The 18,401-nt window shown below is 65.7% G+C and carries 17 protein-coding genes; 3 read left to right on the forward strand and 14 right to left on the reverse strand.

Annotated features, from left to right (window positions below):
* Positions 1-33: 33 nt before the first annotated feature.
* The 6 genes from recJ to ACP694_RS10845 form a co-directional block, all read right to left on the reverse strand.
* Entirely contained in the window at positions 34-1,851 is a 1,818-nt protein-coding gene (gene recJ / locus ACP694_RS10820) for a single-stranded-DNA-specific exonuclease RecJ (RefSeq protein ID WP_426012259.1), read from the reverse strand.
* A gap of 449 nt (positions 1,852-2,300) precedes the next feature.
* Positions 2,301-3,272, reverse strand: a complete 972-nt coding sequence (locus tag ACP694_RS10825; RefSeq protein WP_426012261.1) for a class 1 fructose-bisphosphatase — start codon at positions 3,270-3,272, stop codon at positions 2,301-2,303.
* A 147-nt stretch (positions 3,273-3,419) separates the two neighbouring features.
* The gene (gene glpX, locus ACP694_RS10830; RefSeq protein ID WP_426012262.1) at positions 3,420-4,373 is read right to left on the reverse strand and encodes a class II fructose-bisphosphatase; all 954 of its coding nucleotides are present in this window, start codon (positions 4,371-4,373) and stop codon (positions 3,420-3,422) included.
* Positions 4,374-4,426: 53 nt separating this feature from the next.
* The gene (locus tag ACP694_RS10835; protein ID WP_426012263.1) at positions 4,427-5,716 is read right to left on the reverse strand and encodes a homoserine dehydrogenase; all 1,290 of its coding nucleotides are present in this window, start codon (positions 5,714-5,716) and stop codon (positions 4,427-4,429) included.
* A 121-nt stretch (positions 5,717-5,837) separates the two neighbouring features.
* Positions 5,838-7,058 carry an LL-diaminopimelate aminotransferase gene (locus tag ACP694_RS10840; RefSeq protein WP_426012265.1) on the reverse strand — a complete coding sequence of 407 codons (1,221 nt, stop codon included), beginning with the start codon at positions 7,056-7,058 and terminating at the stop codon, positions 5,838-5,840.
* A 109-nt stretch (positions 7,059-7,167) separates the two neighbouring features.
* Complete coding sequence (locus ACP694_RS10845) at positions 7,168-7,617, reverse strand: hypothetical protein (RefSeq protein ID WP_426012267.1); 450 nt, start codon at positions 7,615-7,617, stop codon at positions 7,168-7,170.
* A gap of 94 nt (positions 7,618-7,711) precedes the next feature.
* Between ACP694_RS10845 and ACP694_RS10850 the strand changes: the two genes are divergently transcribed.
* The 3 genes from ACP694_RS10850 to ACP694_RS10860 all read left to right on the forward strand — a co-directional run bounded on the left by ACP694_RS10850 (position 7,712) and on the right by ACP694_RS10860 (position 11,473).
* On the forward strand, positions 7,712-9,739 hold the full coding sequence (locus ACP694_RS10850; protein ID WP_426012269.1) for a class I poly(R)-hydroxyalkanoic acid synthase: 2,028 nt from the start codon (positions 7,712-7,714) through the stop codon (positions 9,737-9,739).
* Between the two features lie 76 nt (positions 9,740-9,815).
* Complete coding sequence (locus ACP694_RS10855) at positions 9,816-10,274, forward strand: HlyD family efflux transporter periplasmic adaptor subunit (protein ID WP_426012575.1); 459 nt, start codon at positions 9,816-9,818, stop codon at positions 10,272-10,274.
* Between the two features lie 257 nt (positions 10,275-10,531).
* Positions 10,532-11,473 (forward strand): hypothetical protein, encoded by a 942-nt coding sequence (locus ACP694_RS10860; protein ID WP_426012271.1) that lies wholly within the window; start codon positions 10,532-10,534, stop codon positions 11,471-11,473.
* Between the two features lie 183 nt (positions 11,474-11,656).
* Here the strand turns inward: ACP694_RS10860 and ACP694_RS10865 are convergent, their stop codons facing one another.
* The 8 genes from ACP694_RS10865 to ACP694_RS10900 all read right to left on the reverse strand — a co-directional run bounded on the left by ACP694_RS10865 (position 11,657) and on the right by ACP694_RS10900 (position 18,276).
* Positions 11,657-12,052 (reverse strand): type II toxin-antitoxin system HicB family antitoxin, encoded by a 396-nt coding sequence (locus ACP694_RS10865; RefSeq protein WP_426012272.1) that lies wholly within the window; start codon positions 12,050-12,052, stop codon positions 11,657-11,659.
* A gap of 5 nt (positions 12,053-12,057) precedes the next feature.
* Positions 12,058-12,264, reverse strand: coding sequence for a type II toxin-antitoxin system HicA family toxin (locus ACP694_RS10870; protein WP_426012274.1), 207 nt, complete (start codon positions 12,262-12,264; stop codon positions 12,058-12,060).
* A gap of 64 nt (positions 12,265-12,328) precedes the next feature.
* Positions 12,329-13,276, reverse strand: a complete 948-nt coding sequence (gene argC, locus ACP694_RS10875; protein ID WP_426012276.1) for an N-acetyl-gamma-glutamyl-phosphate reductase — start codon at positions 13,274-13,276, stop codon at positions 12,329-12,331.
* Positions 13,277-13,372: 96 nt separating this feature from the next.
* Complete coding sequence (locus tag ACP694_RS10880) at positions 13,373-14,215, reverse strand: hypothetical protein (protein ID WP_426012278.1); 843 nt, start codon at positions 14,213-14,215, stop codon at positions 13,373-13,375.
* Positions 14,216-14,387: 172 nt separating this feature from the next.
* Positions 14,388-14,861, reverse strand: coding sequence for a 30S ribosomal protein S9 (gene rpsI, locus ACP694_RS10885; protein ID WP_426012280.1), 474 nt, complete (start codon positions 14,859-14,861; stop codon positions 14,388-14,390).
* A gap of 3 nt (positions 14,862-14,864) precedes the next feature.
* Entirely contained in the window at positions 14,865-15,338 is a 474-nt protein-coding gene (gene rplM, locus ACP694_RS10890; protein WP_426012282.1) for a 50S ribosomal protein L13, read from the reverse strand.
* A 320-nt stretch (positions 15,339-15,658) separates the two neighbouring features.
* Complete coding sequence (locus ACP694_RS10895) at positions 15,659-17,158, reverse strand: alkaline phosphatase (protein ID WP_426012284.1); 1,500 nt, start codon at positions 17,156-17,158, stop codon at positions 15,659-15,661.
* Between the two features lie 74 nt (positions 17,159-17,232).
* Positions 17,233-18,276 carry a COX15/CtaA family protein gene (locus tag ACP694_RS10900; RefSeq protein WP_426012286.1) on the reverse strand — a complete coding sequence of 348 codons (1,044 nt, stop codon included), beginning with the start codon at positions 18,274-18,276 and terminating at the stop codon, positions 17,233-17,235.
* Positions 18,277-18,401: the final 125 nt, after the last annotated feature.

An 18,401-nucleotide genomic window follows, 5' to 3' on the forward strand; every position in this document is an offset into this window, starting at 1 on the left:
CCCCCGAGGCGCAAGCGACCCGGTGTAGTTTTTTCAAGCGGTGCGCATGCGGGGGTCGGCGGCGTCCTCGATCTCCAGTTGCACCCCTTCGCGGCCCATATAATCGTCCGGTTTCAGACGACCGACCACATGCAGGGCGCCGCCGCCCGCCAGAAGGCGCCGGCCCAGATCGGTCTCGGCGCAGCGCCAGGCGATGGCCTTGATTCGGTCGCCCGACGGTCCGACCAGATCCATGCGGACGTGCCCCCCCTTCATCGCCATCGCCCGCTCGGGGCGCACGCCGGCCAGGGCGAACATCGGCTCGGGATTGCCAGGACCGAACGGCGCCATCTGCTGAAATTCGGTCCACAGGGCGCGGTTGGCGGCGCGCGGCTGAACCAGGGCGTCGATATCCACGCCCTCGACGCCCACGGCGTCCATCTCGCTGGCCAGGCGCTCTTCGAGAAAAGCGCGGAATTCGGGGATGGCGTCGGGGCGCATCGACAGGCCCGCGGCCATGGCGTGGCCGCCGCCGGCCATCAGCAAGCCCGCCTCGAAGGCGGCTTGGATCGCCGCGCCGAGATTGACGCCGGGCTGCGAGCGGCCCGAGCCCTTGCCGACATTGGCGGCGCGGTCGATGCCGATCACCACCACCGGCTTGCGATAGCGCTCGCGCAGGCGCCCGGCGACGATGCCGATGACGCCGGGGTGCCACCCCTCCCCCGCCACCACGATGACCGGAGCGTCGGGATTGAAGTTGCTGCCGCGCTCGAGAACCGCGGCGGCCTCCTCGACCACGCCGGCCTCGACCGCCTTGCGCTCGGTGTTGAGGCCGTCCAGCTCCTCGGCCAGCATCCGGGCCTCTTCGGGGTCGTCCGTAGACAGCAGGCGCGCGCCGAGATCCGAACGTCCGATCCGGCCGCCGGCGTTGATGCGCGGCCCCAGGATGAAGCCGGCATGGAACACCGAGGCGGGGCCGGAACCCTTGCCCACCTCGAACAGGGCCTTGAGGCCGGGGTTGCCCCAGCTGGACATGGTGCGCAGGCCCAGGGTCGTCAGGGCGCGATTGAAACCGACCAACTGAGTGACGTCGCAGACCTCACCCATGGCCACCAGGTCGAGCCACTGGCGCAGGTCGGGCTCGGGACGGTCTTCGCTGAACAGGCCGCGCTTGCGGGCCTCGCGGTTGAGCGCCACCAGCAGCACGAAGGTCACGCCAGCGGCGGCCAGCACCCCCTGCCCGCTCTGGCAACCCGGCCGGTTGGGATTGACCACGGCGGCGGCTGCCGGCGGGTCCTCGCGCATCAGGTGGTGATCAATCACCACCACTTCCAGGCCGATGGTGGCGGCGCTGGCGATGGCGTCATAGGCCGCCGCGCCGCAGTCCAGCGTGACGACCAGCTCGGCGCCGGTGGCGCGGATGGTCTTGAAGGCCGCGGGACTGGGGCCGTAGCCCTCGGTCAGGCGGTCGGGAATATAGATCGGCAGCTCGACGCCCATGTGCCGAAACCACCGCACCAACTGGGCGGCGCTGGTGGCGCCGTCGACGTCATAGTCGGCGAACACCATGGTCGAGCGGCCGCGCTCCAAGGCGTCGATCAGGATCGTCGCCGCCATATCCATGTCGGTGAAGCTGGAGGGGTCGGGGAACAGCGCCTTCAGGGTGGGCCGCAGATAGTGTTCGGCGTGATCGACCCCGATCCCGCGCGAGGCCAGGGCCCGGGCCAGGGGCTCGGACAGGCCGTGGACCTGCTGGTGGCTGCGCGCTGCGGCGGCATCGCCCGGCCGCTCGCGCCAGGCCCGGCCGCTCAGCGATCGGGAGACGTCGAGGAAATGGGCGGTGTCGATAGGGGCGGCGGCGCCGTCGGCCATGGCTCAGGCCTCCCGCGCGGGGAAGCGGCTGGAATGAGCGTTCTGGACGTTCTTGGTCATGCTCCAAGCCTACCCACTTTGACGGATTCGCTCCATGTGGCGCGACGACGGAAGATAGGGCGGCGGTGCGTCAGGCGCGGACACAGCGAAAGAACCCTCTCTTTTTGAGAGAGGGAGGGGCCCGCCGCGAAGCGGTGGGAGGGTGAGAGGTTTCGCCGCCAACCAGAAAATCCGGAATTCTGCCGTTGAACACCTCCAGGGGTCAGTCCCGAGCTCTCGCCATGGATGCGGCTACCAGCGACCGCCACCTTCGCCAGACCCAGCGCCACAGCGGACGAACCTTGCCGTGCTCCGATCGGAGAGAGTGTAACCTCTCACCCTCCCACCGCCTCCGGCGGCGGGCCCCTCCCTCTCTCCATGAGAGAGGGATTCTTGGCCGGCTCGAGTGATTACCCTGCCCCCACCTGGTCCACTTCATTGGCCGAGCCCAGCACCACCGGCACGCGCTGGTGCAGCTTGGTGGGCTGGACGTCCAGAATCGGCGTGACCCCGTCGAGCGTCGATTTGCCGCCGGCCCGCTCGACGATCAGCGACATCGGGTTGGCTTCGTAGAGCAGGCGCAGCTTGCCCGGTTTATCAGGCTCGCGGGCGTCCCAGGGATACAGGAAGACGCCGCCGCGCATGGCGATGCGGTGGACGTCGGCGACCATTGAGGCCACCCAGCGCATGTTGAAGTTCTTGCCGCGCGGCCCCGGCTTGCCCGCCAGGCAGCCGTCAATATAGCGCCGCACCGGCTGCGCCCAGTGGCGCTGATTGGACATGTTGATCGCGAACTCGGCGGTGTCGGCGGGGATCACGATGTCGCCGTGGGTCAGCCGCCAGACGCCGTCCGCGTCGAGGGTGAAGCCCGTCACACCCGTAGACAGGGTCAGCACCAGCATGGTCTGGGGGCCGTAGACGGCATAGCCGGCCGCCACCTGTTGGCGGCCGGGCTGCAGGAAGTCGGCCTCGGTCGGGACGCCCGCCGTCGGCGCGGGCAGGATCGAGAAGATCGTGCCGACCGAGACATTGACGTCGATATTGCTGGAGCCGTCCAGCGGATCAAAGGTGACCAGGAAGCCCCCTTCCCGGCCGGTGGTCTCGATCTCTTCCAGTTCCTCCGAGGCCAGGCCCGCCACCGGCGCGCAGGCCTTCAGGGCGTCCCGCAAGATGTCGTTGGTGATGATGTCGAGCTTCTTCTGCTCCTCGTCCTGCACATTGACCTGGCCGGCCGCGCCGAGGCTGCCCGAGATCGCGCCCGAGGCGACGACTCGGCTGATCTGGACGCAGGCGGCGGCGACCGCGGCGACCACGTCCTTGACCGCGTCGTCGGCGGTCCGCTCGGCGGCCAGATGGTCGGCGAGGGTGATCAGGGTGGTCATGCAGGGCCTCGAATGGCGGCGGGATTCGCCGCGACCTTAGTCAATGGGAAGACGCGAGCCAACGACGGCTCAGCCGCCGAACGGCGGCGGCGCGGTTATGACCTAAAAAGGGCGACGCCCGCGCGACAAGGCGCGCGAAAACCAAGCCTAGACCTTCCGCTTCATCCGCACTTCGCGGACGGTGCCGGTCGAGGAGTTCATCACCAGGGTGTGGGTGTGGACGAAGCCGTCCTTATAAGTCACCCCGTCGAGCAGATTGCCCCAGGTAACGCCCGTCGCGGCGAAGATGGCGTCGGCCCGGACGATGTCGTGCAGGTCGTACTTCTTGTCGAGTTCGGTGATGCCCCACCGTGCGGCCCGAGCCTTTTCGTCACTGTTGCGGAAGAGGAGCCGGCCCTGGAACTGGCCGCCCACGCATTTCAGCGCCGCGCAGGCCAGCACGCCCTCGGGCGCGCCGCCGGACCCGACATAGAGGTCGATGCCAGTCGAAGGATCAGTGGTCGCGATCACTCCGGCCACGTCGCCATCGGTGATCAGATAGAGCCGCGCCCCCACCGAGCGAATGCTGGCGATGATCTCGGCGTGACGCGGACGGTCCAACACGCAGACAGTGATGTGCGAGGGATCCACGCCTTTGGCGGCGGCCAGGGACAGCACGTTGTGAGCCGGAGACTTGTCCAGGTCGATGACCCCGGCCGGCAGGCCAGGCCCGCAGGCGATCTTGTCCATATAGGTGTCGGGGGCGTTGAGCAGGGTGCCCTTGGGGGCCCAGGCCATCACCGCCAGGGCGTTGGGCATGGCCTTGGCCGCCAGGGTGGTGCCCTCCAGCGGATCCAGCGCGATGTCGATCTTGGGGCCTTTGCCCGTGCCGACCTTCTCGCCGATATAGAGCATGGGCGCTTCGTCGCGCTCGCCTTCGCCGATGACGATCTCACCGTTGATGTTGAGGTCGTTGAGCGCGTTGCGCATGGCGTCGACGGCGGCCTGGTCGGCCGCCTTTTCGTCGCCGCGCCCCACCTTGGTCCAGGATGCGATGGCGGCGGCTTCGGTCACGCGCACCGCGTCCAGGACCAGCGAGCGGTCCAGGGTCTTCGAACTCATCAACGTCTCCCAGCCTATGCGAGGCTTGAACTTCCGACCGCTTTTCGCGGTTCTCAGATGCGCGCTACGCGCAAAAGGCGGGGACGCTCTAGCACGGCGTGCAGTTTTTCGATGCGGCTAATCGCGTCCAGGAGATTGGATTCGGGAGTCGCATGGGTGACGAGCACGATCGGCACGCCCCCCGCCCCTTCGACGGGCTTCTGCAGGAAGCTGTCGATCGAGACCGCGCATTCGGCCAGGGTTTCGGAGATGGCGGCGATGGCGCCCGGCTCGTCGCGGACCATGATCCGCAGATAGGCCTTGCCGACCGACTTCGAGGGATCGACGGCCACGAAGGGTTTAAGTTGGCCGGCCGGGGCCTGGAACACCGGGCGCACGGCGTTGGTCATCACGTCAGCGATGTCGGCGGCCACGGCGGCGGCGGTCGGGCCCGCGCCGGCGCCGGGTCCCTGGATGTAGATCCGGCCGATCCGCTTGCCCTCGATGAACAGCGCATTGAGCGCCCCGCCGGCCTGGGCCAGCGGATGCTCCAGCGGGGTGAGGCTGGGATGGACCTTCACGGCCACGCCGTCGTCGGTCTTGGCGGCGCTGGCCACCAGCTTGATACGGTAGCCCAGGTCCTTGGCCAGCCTGATGTCGAGAAGCTCGACCTCGCTGACGCCCTCAATCTCGGCGGCGCCGAAATTGGGCGCGCAGCCGAAGGCCAAGGCGGCCAGGATGCTGATCTTGTGTCCGGCGTCGAAGCCGTCGACGTCCATGGTCGGGTCGGATTCGGCGTAACCCAGGGCCTGGGCCTCGCGCAGCACCTCGGCGAACGATCGGCCGGTCTTCTCCATCTCCGAGAGGATGAAATTGCAGGTGCCGTTGAGAATGCCGGCCACGCTGATCACGTCGTCGCCGACCATCGCCTCGCGGAGCATCTTCACCGCCGGCGTGCCGCCCATCACGGCGGCCTCGAACAGCAGCGGCGCGCCATTGGCCTCGGCTAGGCCAGCCAGTTCGGCGCCGTGCTCGGCGATCAGGGCCTTGTTTGCGGTGACCACAGGCTTACCCAGCTTCAGAGCCGCCTCGACAGCGGCCTTTGCCGGACCATCGCTGCCGCCGACCAGTTCGACGAACAGGTCGACATCCGGCGACGAGGCCAGCGCCACCGGATCGTCGAACCAGGTCAGGCCAGAGATATCGACCGTGCGCGGCCGCGAGCGCGAGCGGGCCGAGACCGCCGTCACAATGGCGCGGTCGCCGGCCGGCGCGAAGTCTGGACGCTCGCTCAGGAACTGCAGCAGCCCACCGCCAACGGTGCCGAGGCCGGCGACGCCGATGCGCCAGGTCTTTTGTGTCATGTTCTGTCTCGTTTCTTGGCCTTGCATCGCACCGGACCCAGCCCCCCAACCATCTCCCCGGCGAAGGCCGGGACCAAGCCTTCGCCGGGGAGACGGAAAAGAGTGATGCCCTTGGCGTCAGCTAGGCCTGTTCCATCTTGTTGTGCGCCTTGGCCAGGATGGCGTCGGCGTTGGCGATGAACTTCTTGACGTTGCGGGCGGCCTGCTTGATCCGCTGCTCGTTTTCCACCAAGCCGATGCGCACATAGCCCTCACCATACTCGCCAAAGCCGATGCCGGGGGCGACCGCCACGCCGGCCTCCTCGATCAGCAGGCGCGAGAACAGCATCGACCCGGCGGCCTCGTAAGCCGGCGGAATCTTGGCCCAGGCGAACATCGAGGCCGGCGGATTGGGGATGTCCCAGCCCGCCCGCTTCATCGACGACACCAGCGTGTCGCGACGGCTCTTATAGATGCCGCGGATCTCGTCGACGCAATCTTGCGGACCATTCAAGGCGGCGGCGGCGGCCACCTGCACGGGCGTATAGGCGCCGTAGTCGAGATAGGACTTCACCCGCGCCAGGGCCGAACAGATACGGGCGTTGCCGACCACCATGCCCACGCGCCAGCCGGCCATGGCGTAGGTCTTGGACAGCGAATTGACCTCGACAGCGATATCTCGCGCGCCATTGACCTGCAGGATCGAGGGCGGCGGATTATTCTCGAAATAGATCTCGCCATAGGCCACGTCGCTGATCACCAGCAGGTCGTGCTTCTTGGCCAGGGCCACGGCGTCCTTGTAGAAGTCCAGATCCACCGACTGGGCGGTCGGGTTGGACGGATAGGACAGGATCAGCACGCTGGGCGGCGGCACCGAATGCTTCACCGCCCGACTAATATTGGACAGGTACTGCTCGGGCGTCAGGGCCGGCACGTGGCGGATCACCCCGCCGGCCATGATGAAGCCGAAGGCGTGAATCGGATAGGCGGGGTTGGGGCAGATGATCACGTCGCCCGGCGCGGTCAGGGCCTGGGCCAGGTTGGCGAAGCCTTCCTTCGAGCCCAGGGTGGCGATCACCTCGGTGTCGGGGTTCAGCTTCACGCCGAACCGGCGATCGTAATAGCCCGCCATGGCCTTGCGCAGCCCGGCGATGCCCTTGGATGCCGAGTAGCGGCCGGCCTTGGGGTCGCGCGCGGTCTCGATCAGCTTGTCGACGATGTGCTTGGGGGTCGGCATGTCAGGATTGCCCATCCCGAAGTCGATGATGTCGGTCCCCTCGGCGCGGAGCCGCGCCTTGATCTTGTTCACTTCTTCGAAGACGTATGGCGGCAGGCGACGGATACGGTGGAAATCGGAGGTCATGATGGCTCATTGCGCCGCTTCGGCGCGCCTGGAGCGAATTGTCGGGCATGGATAGACCCCGAGCGGGGCCTCGCCAAGCCAGTTCAAGGAAATTTATGCCTCCGTCGCCCTATTGGGGCTTGGACGGAGGCGCGGTCGCTCGGGCGCGCGCCGCCTTGGCGAAGGCTTCGGTCTCGGCGCGGTCGGCGTCGGTGGGGATGTCGCTGGCCGGGACCTTGGCGACACTGCGCGCCTTGGTGGCGTAGGCGTCGGTTTCCGACAGGGTCCAGGTGCTGGGCGCGGTGTCGCGCTTCAGCTGGTCGGCGGCGGCCTTCTCGGCGCCGACGGCCTTCTTGAACTGGACCGGGGTGCGCACGTCGGTCGGGATCGCCGGGATATCGGAGAAGCTCGGCTTCTTGGCGTGCCCGGAGCCCTTGGCCGCGGCGTTCGCGGCGGCGGCGACCGGGGAACTCGGATCGGCTGGCGGCGGCGTGAATGGCGACGCGCAGGCGGCGAGCCCGAGGGCCGCGCCGCAGAAAAGTACGCCAAGACGTACGGTTTTACCGGTTTCGTCGTTCATCTTGTCTCAGGTCTTATGCGATGATCGCGGCGAGTGAAAGGCCATCCGAACCGCGCAAGCGAGATGGCCCTGATAAGACGGTGGAAGGAAGCCCATGGCCAAGATCGAAACCTCCCCCAAACCCCGTAAAAGAGCCGCGCCCAAGGCAGATGGGGCGCCCGCGGCCCCCAAGACCAAGGCGAAGGCCGCCCCCAAGGTTTCGCCGAAGCGCAAGCCCGAGCCCGACTCCCGCGCCGCCGCAGCCTCAGCCTCAGCCGAATCGACGACGCGCCGGGCGCCGCCACCAGAGGCGCCGAGGGGCTCCGCCGCCGCCATGCCCGACTTCGAGGCGTTTCTGTCGCCCCACCAACGGCAGATGATGGAGACCTTGTCGGCCAACCTGGCCCGCGCGGCCGTCACCGCCCAGGGCGCGATCGCCGAGGCCGCCCTGCGCCAGGCCGACCGTCCCGCCGCGTTGAGCCCCGACCCCTTCCATGTCGGCCCGGCCTTCAACGAAGTGATGACCAGCCTGGCCGCTCAGCCGGACCGGCTGCTGCGAGCCCAGGCCGATCTCTTCAGCCGCTACATGGACCTGTGGCAGTCAGCCGCTCGCAAGATGACCGGCGAGCCCACCCAGCCGATCGTGACCCCTGCCGCCGGCGACAAGCGATTCAGCGATCCGGACTGGGCGTCCAACCCGATGTTCGACATGATGAAGCAGAGCTACCTGCTGTCGTCGAACTGGCTGAACGACCTGGTCTCACAAGCCGAGGGCGTCGATCCCGCGTCCAAGCGCCGGGTCGAGTTCTTCACCAAGATGCTGACCGACGCGTTCTCGCCGTCGAACTTCCTGATCTCCAACCCCGCCGCCTTGCGCGAGGTGCGCCAGAGCAACGGCGAGAGCCTGGTGCGCGGCATGGCCAACTTCGCCGCTGACCTGGAGCGCGGCGGCGGCCAACTGGCCATCAGCCAGACAGACCTGGCCAAGTTCAGGGTGGGCGAGAACGTCGCCACCGCGCCGGGCAAGGTCGTCTACCAGAACGACATCCTGCAACTTCTGCAGTTCCAACCGACCACCGATCAGGTGCACGAGATCCCGCTGCTGATCTTCCCGCCGTGGATCAACAAGTTCTACATTCTGGACCTGCGCCCCGAAAATTCGATGATCCGATGGCTCACGGGCCAAGGCTTCACGGTGTTCGTCGCCTCGTGGGTCAATCCCGACAACCGCCAGGCCGACAAGACCTTCGAGGACTACATGTTCGAAGGGATCTACGACGCCACCCAGCAGGTGATGACCCAGACGGGCGTCGATAAGGTCAACACCGTCGGCTACTGTATCGGCGGCACCCTGCTGTCCTGCGCCCTGGCCCACATGGCCGCCAAGGGCGACAAGCGGATCAATTCGGCCACCTTCTTCGCCGCCCAACAGGACTTTTCCGAGGCCGGCGACCTGCTGCTGTTCACCGACGAGGCCTGGATCAAGACCATCGAGGCGCAGATCGACGCCCAGGGCGGCTACCTGCCCAGCCAGTCGATGGCCGACACCTTCAACAGCCTGCGCGGCAATGACCTGATCTGGTCGTTCTTCATCAACAACTACCTGATGGGCAAGGAGCCGCGGCCCTTCGACCTGCTGTTCTGGAACGCCGACCAGACGCGCATGCCCAAGGCCCTGCACCTCTATTATCTGCGCAACTTCTATAGGGACAACGCCCTGACTCAGGGCCACCTGACCCTGGGCGGGGTGAAGCTGGACCTGTCGAAGGTCAAGACCCCGATCTATGTCCAGTCGTCCAAGGACGACCACATCGCCCCGTTCCGCAGCGTCTATCGCGGCGCGCGGGCCTTCGGCGGCCCGGTGACCTTCACCATGGCCGGCTCAGGCCACATTGCCGGCGTGATCAACCACCCGGACGCCATGAAGTATCAGCATTGGACCAACGAACACCTGCCCGGTTCGGTCGAAGGCTGGCGAGCTAGCGCAGAGGAGCATGCCGGGTCGTGGTGGCCGCATTGGGCGACTTGGCTGAAGGCCAGGTCGGGCAAGCTGGTCGCGGCCCGTGATCCCGCCAAGGGACCGCTGAAGCCGCTCGAGGACGCGCCCGGCAGCTTCGTGAGGGTGCGCTCAGACGCGGCTTGACGTCTGGCCGCTCGGCTTTGCCGGCCTGGCCGCCACGCGCGGAGACGCGCTGCGCAAGGCCCAGCAGAAGCGCGGTCTGCAGACCCCGACCGCCCCGGTCGGCGGCATAATCCAGGCCGTCTCGGTGACCACGCTTGGCGAGGTGGCCGAGACCGGCAAGCCGATCGTCACGCTGGTGGCCGACGGCGAGGCCCTGGTGGTCGAGGCCCTCGTTTTGGGCCGCGACATCGGCTTCGTCCACACCGGCGATCGCGCCGTCGTCAAGCTGGAGGCCTATCCGTTTACCCGTTACGGCACGCTGTCGGGCGAAGTGATCCAAGTCTCGCCGGACGCCATCGTCGACGAAAAGCGCGGGTTGGTGTTTCCCGTCAGGGGGAAGCTGTCACGGGCGCGTCTTACGGTTGACGGCCGGCAAGCCTTGCTGTCGGCTGGGATGAGCGCTTCGGTCGAGATCGTGACGGGGAAACGGCGGGTGATTGATTTTGTATGGTCGCCGGTGGCGAAGACGGTTTCCGAGGCGGGGAGAGAGCGGTGAGAATACTTTTGGGTCTTTTGGCCGCGATTGCGATTACGGGTTGCGAAGCAAATCCGGTAGGCGCGGGTGTTCGTTCGGGAGAAGAGGCCTTGGGTCCCATAACGGTGATTGGTGATGGACCATGTGGGGGCGCAACGCCGGTAGGCTTCGTGACTCATTCCGGTCTACTGATTTGGACCTGCAATGACGGCCGTCTGATAGTGTCTCCACGCACCAGGCCGAATGAAGCGCTACGGGAAATTCCCGACGTAACGCCAATGCTATCCTACTGGATCGAGACTCGTGGTGGCGAGGCCAGCCTTGTCAAATTTTACAGTTCAGCGCCTGGCGACTACGTGTTGAAAGTCGCCAACCTCATGACCGGCGAACTGTCACTCCACACAATAAGCCCGTTTGGGATCGACGTTATCGAATCCGTCGAGGCAAATGCGACGGCGGGCTGCCTGATGGTCGTCAGCGTCGACCCCAGGCAGTTCGAACATGAGGTGCGCCTGAAGTCCTATCCCCGACATGTTCGAATCTATCCCTATCAGCCAAGCGACTTCGGTTCTCTGGACCTCCGGCGAATTCAGCCAGAGCTTGAAATCGATCTGGACGAAACCGTAACGAACGGCGCATCGGCGATCGGCTCGTCGCTTCGTTGCACTCGAACTTCGGACGGGCAGGCCGTCATCTACGCGTCTAATATCAAAGAACAACAGCCCGACGCGGCGCGGCCGTTTACACTAACGCGAATAACCAAGTCTGGTTCGGTTGTGGTGGCGCGAGCCACCGCGAATATTCTGATGATGTATCCGCGTGACCCTCACCTTTTGGGTGCGCTCGATGTGGAGACCGGTACTGCTTTCCGCCTGGACCCAGATAAGGAGGTCGCCGAGGTCGTGCCTCCGAAGCCTGGGTGGCGGTGGGTGACTTTCGAGCCACGAGATCTATCGGGAATTCAAGTGAGGCCCCATAGCCCCGTCAGCGCAACCGCGCCTTGGCCAGAGCACGACGGCAATGGCGTCGATCTCGCTCTCGTCTCGGGTTCAAACGACTCCCCCGAGACGGTCGTGGGCAGCGGCCAAATACTTTACGACGGCACCGTGAATCCCGACGCCGGAGCATTCATGGTAAGAATTGAAGTGTGGAATATCGTTAAGAACGGCCTCCTAGACAAGGTTAATGGCGAATACGTTATTTGGACGCGGACTGATTAATATGGCTGATATTACAAAGTGGCAAAACTGGCTCACCGACTCGAAACTAAAACTCAGCCAAAATATAGCGCCAATTGCACGCGCATCGTATTATGCTGAATTTATACAAGCAACACGCAATATAGGTGGGAGAGAGGGACACACACTCATTTGCCCGGCGCTTGAGCCCAACAAACGAACTGCCTAAGTGCTTTCCATCATCCGCCTAGCGGCCTGAACCAGCAAACCCGACCGAGTCAAACCGTGCGCTTCGGCGAAGCGGTCGATGTCGCGGAGGGCGTCTTCCGGCAGGGTGATGTTGACGCGCACCGCCTTTTTCGCCTCGGTGGCCAGGCGCACGATGATGGCCACGCCGTCACGGTTGCCGACGTCGGCCATGACACCCTCTAGAGAGGACGGCTCGGGGATGGCGTCTCCGTCTTCGATCAGACCTGCAACGTGCAGCGCCAAGGCCTCTTCGGCCATGGCGCTGGCGTCGTCCAACGAGGTCCCCACCGAGATCACGCCGGGGAAATTGGGGAACGAGACGCCATAGTCGCTGTCGGCGTCCTTGTGGATCAGGGCGATGTAGTTGGCCATCTCGCTCACCTCAGGGCCAATCCGGACTGACGCTCGATGGAGCGCAGCGTTCCAATGGGAATGTCTCTCGTCGGATGAGGCACAGTCACGCGACCCGGTTCAGTCGAAGGCTTGAACTGGGTGTGCGAGCCGCGACCCGCGACTTCAGCCCAGCCATCGGCCTTGAGCGCCGTGATGATGTCGCGGCTATCCGCGTGTGTAGGAACACTCACGGGTGTTCAGTCAATCCTGTACACACTGATACACATGAGGCGCCGTCCTGACGGCGGACGAGCCCTAAAGCCCCGCGCCTTCCTTCAGGCCCAGCATCAGGTTGAGGTTCTGGACCGCCGCGCCCGAGGCGCCCTTGCCGAGGTTGTCGAGCAGGGCCACCAAGCGAACCTGGCCGCTGGTATCCGAGCCAAACACGAACAGTTTCAGGCGATTGGTGCCGTTCAACCCCTCTGGATCAAGGGTCGTCAGGGTCTTGGCCTCGGCGATCGAGGCGACCTCGACAAAGGGCTCGCGCGCATAGTGATCGGCCAAAATGCCATGCACGTCGGCCACGCCAACGCTAGTGTTCATCATCGACAGGTGCAGCGGCAGCTCCACCAGCATGCCCTGGGCGTAGCGCCCGACGGCGGGGGTGAAGATCGGCCGGGTCAGCAGGCCACCGTGCGACTGGATCTCGGGCAGGTGCTTGTGGCTCAGGCCCAGCGCGTAGAGGCGGTACGGGACCTTGGTGTAGTTCGGCGAGGACGGGTCCTCGAACTCGGCGATCATCGCCTTGCCGCCGCCAGTGTAGCCCGACACAGCGTTGAAGCTCAGCGGCAGGTCCGGCGCGATCACGTCGGCCGAAACCAGGGGGCGAACCAGGGCGATGGCGCCGGTCGCGTAGCAGCCCGGGTTCGACACCCGGTTCGACCGGGCGACCTTGCCGCGCTGATCCTCGTCCAGTTCTGGAAAGCCGTAGGTCCAGCCTGGCGCGGTGCGATGGGCGCTCGAGGCGTCGATCAGTTTGACCTTCGGATTGTCGATCAGCGCCACGGCCTCGACGGCCGCCTCGTCGGGCAGGCACAGGATCACCGCGTCGGCGCTGTTGAGCATCGCCTTGCGAGCGTCTGCATCCTTGCGCTTGTCCGGATCGATCGAGACCAACTGCAGGTCCTTGCGGCCGACCAGGCGCTCGCGGATCTGCAGGCCGGTGGTGCCAGCTTCGCCGTCGATGAAAACCTTGGGGGCCATGCGCCGTCCCTAATCGATCCAACAAGAGCGGACGATCTAGCCTAGTCAGCCGGGGAACGAAACGGATCTCTTGTCCCATGGCGGCCGCGAGCGAAGCTAGGCGGCGGCCTCGTTGGCCCCAACCTGATCGGCGATGGTCTGGGACAGCATCCTTGTCCCCTTGCCGTGCGCGTCCAGATGATCGCTGTCGACGAAGAAGGCGTCCTCGTAGGCCTCGTCGTCGTAGGCGTTCAGCACCTTGACCGGCACGCGCCACGGGAATGAGCCGACGACCTCGATCAATTCCCGGAAGATGATGCTGGAGCGTGCGCCGACGGCCTCGCGGTACATCCCGGTGACCGGCGGGATGACGATGTGCACGCTGTGGCCGAGATTGCTCGCGATCGCCAGGATCTTCAGCAGGTAATAGTCCGCGCCGGTTTCGTAGTTCATCCGGATGTGAGACAGCACACGACGATCAAACTGCGCCGCCGGGGCCACGCTCCTATCGGCCGGCTGGAACCCGTCATAGCCGTCCAGCTGGACAGCCTCCCGGGCCAGGGTGGCGGCCATGCCGTCCTGCAATTGCCGCGTCAGGGCCTTGGCCAAGGCGTTGAGATTGTCGGCCTGATACTCGACGTCCAACTCGAACAGCGCGCTGACCAACGGCCCTATGTCGCTGTCGTCGGGGCTGCGCTCAAGGACGTGGCCAGGCGAGAACATCGAATAGAACAACACGATATTCTTGAGGTTTGGACAGAGGTCGGTGACCCGGCGGTACAGATAGTAGCAATGTTTGAGGTCGAGGGATCGGTAGCACAGGTTAAACGAACCCGGCAGGTAGGCGGGATCGAAGGCCGAGTCGCCCTGCTCCGATCCCAGGACGATGGTTTCCAGAGAATCCTTGGCGTTCTGGAGCATGACGCGCTTGGCGCCCAACCGCAGGATGGAGTCTCTCACGACCTGACTGACGTCCACGACAACCTCGACTTGTTCAGCGAGATGGAGCGTGTCGCGAGAAGCGTGACAGCGGCCACCGACGGGTGCGGCAACCTACTGGCAGATTCGGGTTTTCAGGCAAAAAAAGAGGCCGCAGAAACTGCGGCCTCTTTCTCCGAAAATGCGGAAGCGCCTAGCGCTTCGAGAACTGGAAGCTACGACGGGCCTTGGCCTTGCCGTACTTCTTACGCTCGACCACGCGGCTGTCGCGGGTCAGGAAGCCATGCGGCTTCAGCGCGGCGCGCAGGCCGGGCTCGTAATAGGTCAGGGCCTTGGACAGGCCGTGGCGCACCGCGCCGGCCTGGCCTGACAGGCCCGAACCCTCGACGGTGACGACGACGTCGAACTGGCCTTCGCGGTCGGTGACCTGGAAGGGCTGGGCGATCATCATCCGCAGCACGGGGCGGGCGAAATACACTTCTTGATCGCGACCATTGATGGTGATCGTGCCCTTGCCGGGCTTGATCCAGACGCGGGCGATCGCGTTCTTGCGCTTGCCGGTCGCGTAGGCGCGGCCTTGGGCGTCGAGCTTCTGGACGGCCGGAGCGGCCGCTTCGGGGTTGCTGGACAGGCTGGCCAGCGCGTCAAAGCCTTGAGCTTCGGACATGACTTAGGCGCTCCGGGTGTTCTTGGCGTTGCGCGCAGCGAAGTCGATCGCTTCCGGGCTCTGCGCTTGGTGCGGGTGCTCACCGTTGTTGTAGATGAGCAGGTGGGTCAGTTGCTTGCGGGCCAAGGGGCTTTCCTTGGGCAGCATGCGCTCGACGGCCTTTTCGAGGACGCGCTCGGGGAAGCGGCCTTCCAGCAGCTTGCGCGGGGTGGTCGACTTGACGCCGCCCGGGTGCCCGGTGTGGCGATAGTAAATCTTGTCGTCCATCTTCTTGCCGGTGAACTTCACCTTGTCGGCGTTGATCACGACGACGAAGTCGCCGCAGTCGACGTTGGGGGTGTAGTCAGCACGATGCTTGCCGCGAAGGCGCATCGCGATGAACGTCGCCAGGCGGCCGACAACGGCGTCCTGGGCGTCGACCACGATCCACTTCTTCTCGACCTCGGCGGGCTTCAGGGAAGCCGTGGTCTTTTGCATGGGATTGATCCGTATTCCTTGTGCGTCGGGACCCAAGGAAGGCGGCTCCGTCTGCGTGAAGGGCGGCAGGTACAGGAGGGTTCTCGGTCTGTCAACAATGGCTGCGCGAGAAAGTCCGCAAACCCTTACAGGATAAGGGATTTCGTGTTGCGGTATTATAATACCGTATTTATGGTGTCATCCTCGGACTTGTACCCAGGACCCCTGTTTCAACCGTCGTTGAAACGCAGAAAGGGGCGCCGCGAACGCAGCGCCCCGAATAGCTACCGATGATGAGGCGGACCAAGGGGTCTTCGGGACAAGCCCGAGGATGACGGTTCTTATTGTGCGTCAAACCCATAGGCATGCCGCATGACCTGGAAGAGGTAGCTTTCCTCCACCACGCCATGAACCAGATAGGCCCCCGGCCCGTCGGCGAACACGCCGACATCTTCGCCCGAATGGGCGGAACTGCCCAAAAAGGCCGTGGCGTTCTGATGGTAGTCGATGTCGTCGGTGTCTTCCTTGGCCGGGTCGGCGCGGAGGTTCGAGCCCTCCGGCCCGCCAGGGCCGGTAGCGAAGCTCAGCACGGTGTAGGGCTTGCCGTCGCCGGCCAAGACCGGGTCGCCCTCATTGCCCGCCAGGCCCAGGATCGGGGCGTTGCGGGCGGCGTAGCCGGAGATCACCAGCCCGTGACTGTGGTCGGCGGTGACGATCACCAGGGTCTCGTCGAGATTGACCTTGTCGAGCGCCGCCTGGACCGCTTTGGAGAACTCGACGGTCTCGGTCAGGGTGCGGTGGGCGTTGTTCAGATGGCTGCCCATGTCGATCTTGCCGCCCTCGACCAGCAGGAAATAGCCCTTGGGGTTCTGCGACAGCAGGTCGATGGCCTTGGTGGTCATGGCCGCCAGGGTCGGCACGCCCTGCCCTAGCACCGGCCGCTCGACCTCATAGGGAAGATGCTCGTTGGCGAACAGGCCCAGCACCGGGCCGGTCTTGGACGCGTCAAGCGCCGCCAGCTCGGTGTCGGTAGTCACATAGGCCGCGTTCGGGGCCTTCAGCCACTCGGCCGTTAGGTCGCGGCCGTCCGTCCGCTTGCCGTCCTTGACCTCGGGCAGGAAGCGCGAGCGCCCGCCGCCCATCGCGACGTCCAGGCGCTGGCCGATTGGAGCCTCCACCAGCTGGCGGGCGATGTCGCGGCAGCCGGCCTTGACGGCCTCCAGCGGCATGTCGGCGTCGCCTTCCCAATCGCGGTAGGCCGTGTGGGCATAGGTCCCTGCGGGGGTCGCGTGGGTGATGCGGGTGGTGGTGACAGCGCCGGCTGACAGGCCATGGACCTTGGCCAGTTCGGCGATGGTCTGGACGCGCTGACCGGCCTCGCTGGAACAGTCCTCGGGCTTGGCCTGGCCGGTCAGGCCGATGATCTTGTTGCGGGTCTTGACCCCCGTGGTGATGGCGGTGATGCCCGCGGCGCTGTCGGTGACCTGGGTGTCGTGGCTGTAGGTCTTGGACAGCGCCGTCCAAGGCAGTTTCTCGAACGCCAGGCTGTTACTCTCGCCGTCGACGCCGCGCTGCTGGCCTTCATAGATCCGGCTAGCCACCACCGTGGAGATGCCCATGCCATCGCCAAGGAACAGGATGACGTTCTTGGCCTTGCCGGTCTTGGGATTGACCATCAGGGCCTTGGCGAGGGCGGCCTCGCCGGACTTGAAATAGGGGTCGCCGGGCGCGGCGTTGATGATCGGCGCCGGGGGCTTGGGGATGGGCTTCGACGCGGCCAGGGCCAGGGCGGGCGCGGTCAGGAGCAGGGCTCCGGCCAGCAGATGGGAAGCGCGGATCACGGGCAAGCTCCAGCTAGAGACGTCGAAACGTCGTGTGCTGGCGTTTCGTGACAGTTCATTGTGCGTCAGTGGCTTTAGGGCCGCCTCACCCGCCAGGCGAAGGCCGTCGCCGTGGCGAGCAGCATCGCCGCGCCGGCCTGGTGCAGCACGCCCAGCGCCACGGGCACGGCGGCCATCAGGGTCCAGATCCCCAGACCGGCCTGCAGGCAGACGGCGGCGAGCAGCACGAAGGCCAGGGTCTTGCCATCCTGCGGCAGGCGGCGGGAGCGCGCGGCGGCCACACCGATGATGATCGCCGCGACGAACAGGGCGTAGGCCATCAGCCGGTGATGAAGTTGCACCGCGCCCTGACTGTGGGCGAGAGTGCCCCAGAGGCCGTGGCCGGCATATTCGGCCGGGACCAGCGCGCCGTTCATCAGTGGCCAGTCGTTATAGACCAGGCCCGCGTCATTGCCGGCCACGAGGGCGCCCAGCAGGCTTTGCAGGAACACCGCGCCCAGAAAGCCCAGCGCCCAGCCCCGCCAGTTTGTGCGTTCCTCGACACGGGGCGAGCCGGACCAGGCGTCGAGAGCCGTCCAGATCAGCAGCACGAACAGGGCCAGGGCCAAGCCCAGATGGGTCGCCAGGCGTTCCGGCGCGACCTGCACCAGCATGGTGTTGTCCTTGCCCAGGCCGCTGGACACCATCCACCAGCCGATCAAGCCTTGCAGGCCGCCGAGCGCCAGCATGGCCACGCAGCGCCAGATCAGCCGCCGCGGCATCATGCGTCTGACGAGGAAGAACGCCAGAGGCACGGCGAACACCACGCCGACCACCCGGCCGAGCAGCCGATGCGCCCACTCCCACCAGAAGATGCCCTTGTAAGCCTCCAGGGTCATGCCCGCATTGACCAGCCTGGCCTGGGGGATCTGCTGGTAGAGCGCGAAATTGGCTTGCCAGGCGGCGTCCGACATCGGCGGCAGCGCGCCCATGATCGGTTTCCACTCGGCTATCGACAGGCCCGAGTCGGTCAGGCGCGTCGCGCCGCCCACCACCACCATGGCAAACACCAGGAGGGCCGTGACGAACAGCCAGACGGCCACGGGCCTTGAACGGTCGGAACGCAGGAAGGACGTCATGGTCGCCGGAAAGAACGTCAGTTGAGGGCCGAAATGCGGCGAAGCCTTGCCTACGCCCGACGAAGGCTCGCGTCCATGGCCTCATGACGCGTAAGGCTGGGCGTGCGATGCTTGCGCGGGCACGG

It is taken from the genome of Caulobacter sp. DWR2-3-1b2 (genome assembly GCF_049896345.1).
In the GTDB taxonomy this organism is placed as follows: Bacteria; Pseudomonadota; Alphaproteobacteria; order Caulobacterales; family Caulobacteraceae; genus Caulobacter.

Excerpts from the sequence above, each read along its gene's own strand:
- recJ (WP_426012259.1), bottom strand. The coding sequence starts at position 1,851 with ATGGCCGACGGCGCCGCCGCCCCTATCGACACCGCCCATTTCCTCGAC.
- ACP694_RS10825 (WP_426012261.1), bottom strand. The coding sequence starts at position 3,272 with ATGACCACCCTGATCACCCTCGCCGACCATCTGGCCGCCGAGCGGACC.
- glpX (WP_426012262.1), bottom strand. The coding sequence starts at position 4,373 with ATGAGTTCGAAGACCCTGGACCGCTCGCTGGTCCTGGACGCGGTGCGC.
- ACP694_RS10835 (WP_426012263.1), bottom strand. The coding sequence starts at position 5,716 with ATGACACAAAAGACCTGGCGCATCGGCGTCGCCGGCCTCGGCACCGTT.
- ACP694_RS10840 (WP_426012265.1), bottom strand. The coding sequence starts at position 7,058 with ATGACCTCCGATTTCCACCGTATCCGTCGCCTGCCGCCATACGTCTTC.
- ACP694_RS10845 (WP_426012267.1), bottom strand. The coding sequence starts at position 7,617 with ATGAACGACGAAACCGGTAAAACCGTACGTCTTGGCGTACTTTTCTGC.
- ACP694_RS10850 (WP_426012269.1), top strand. The coding sequence starts at position 7,712 with ATGGCCAAGATCGAAACCTCCCCCAAACCCCGTAAAAGAGCCGCGCCC.
- ACP694_RS10860 (WP_426012271.1), top strand. The coding sequence starts at position 10,532 with ATGCTATCCTACTGGATCGAGACTCGTGGTGGCGAGGCCAGCCTTGTC.
- ACP694_RS10865 (WP_426012272.1), bottom strand. The coding sequence starts at position 12,052 with ATGGCCAACTACATCGCCCTGATCCACAAGGACGCCGACAGCGACTAT.
- argC (WP_426012276.1), bottom strand. The coding sequence starts at position 13,276 with ATGGCCCCCAAGGTTTTCATCGACGGCGAAGCTGGCACCACCGGCCTG.
- rpsI (WP_426012280.1), bottom strand. The coding sequence starts at position 14,861 with ATGTCCGAAGCTCAAGGCTTTGACGCGCTGGCCAGCCTGTCCAGCAAC.
- rplM (WP_426012282.1), bottom strand. The coding sequence starts at position 15,338 with ATGCAAAAGACCACGGCTTCCCTGAAGCCCGCCGAGGTCGAGAAGAAG.
- ACP694_RS10900 (WP_426012286.1), bottom strand. The coding sequence starts at position 18,276 with ATGACGTCCTTCCTGCGTTCCGACCGTTCAAGGCCCGTGGCCGTCTGG.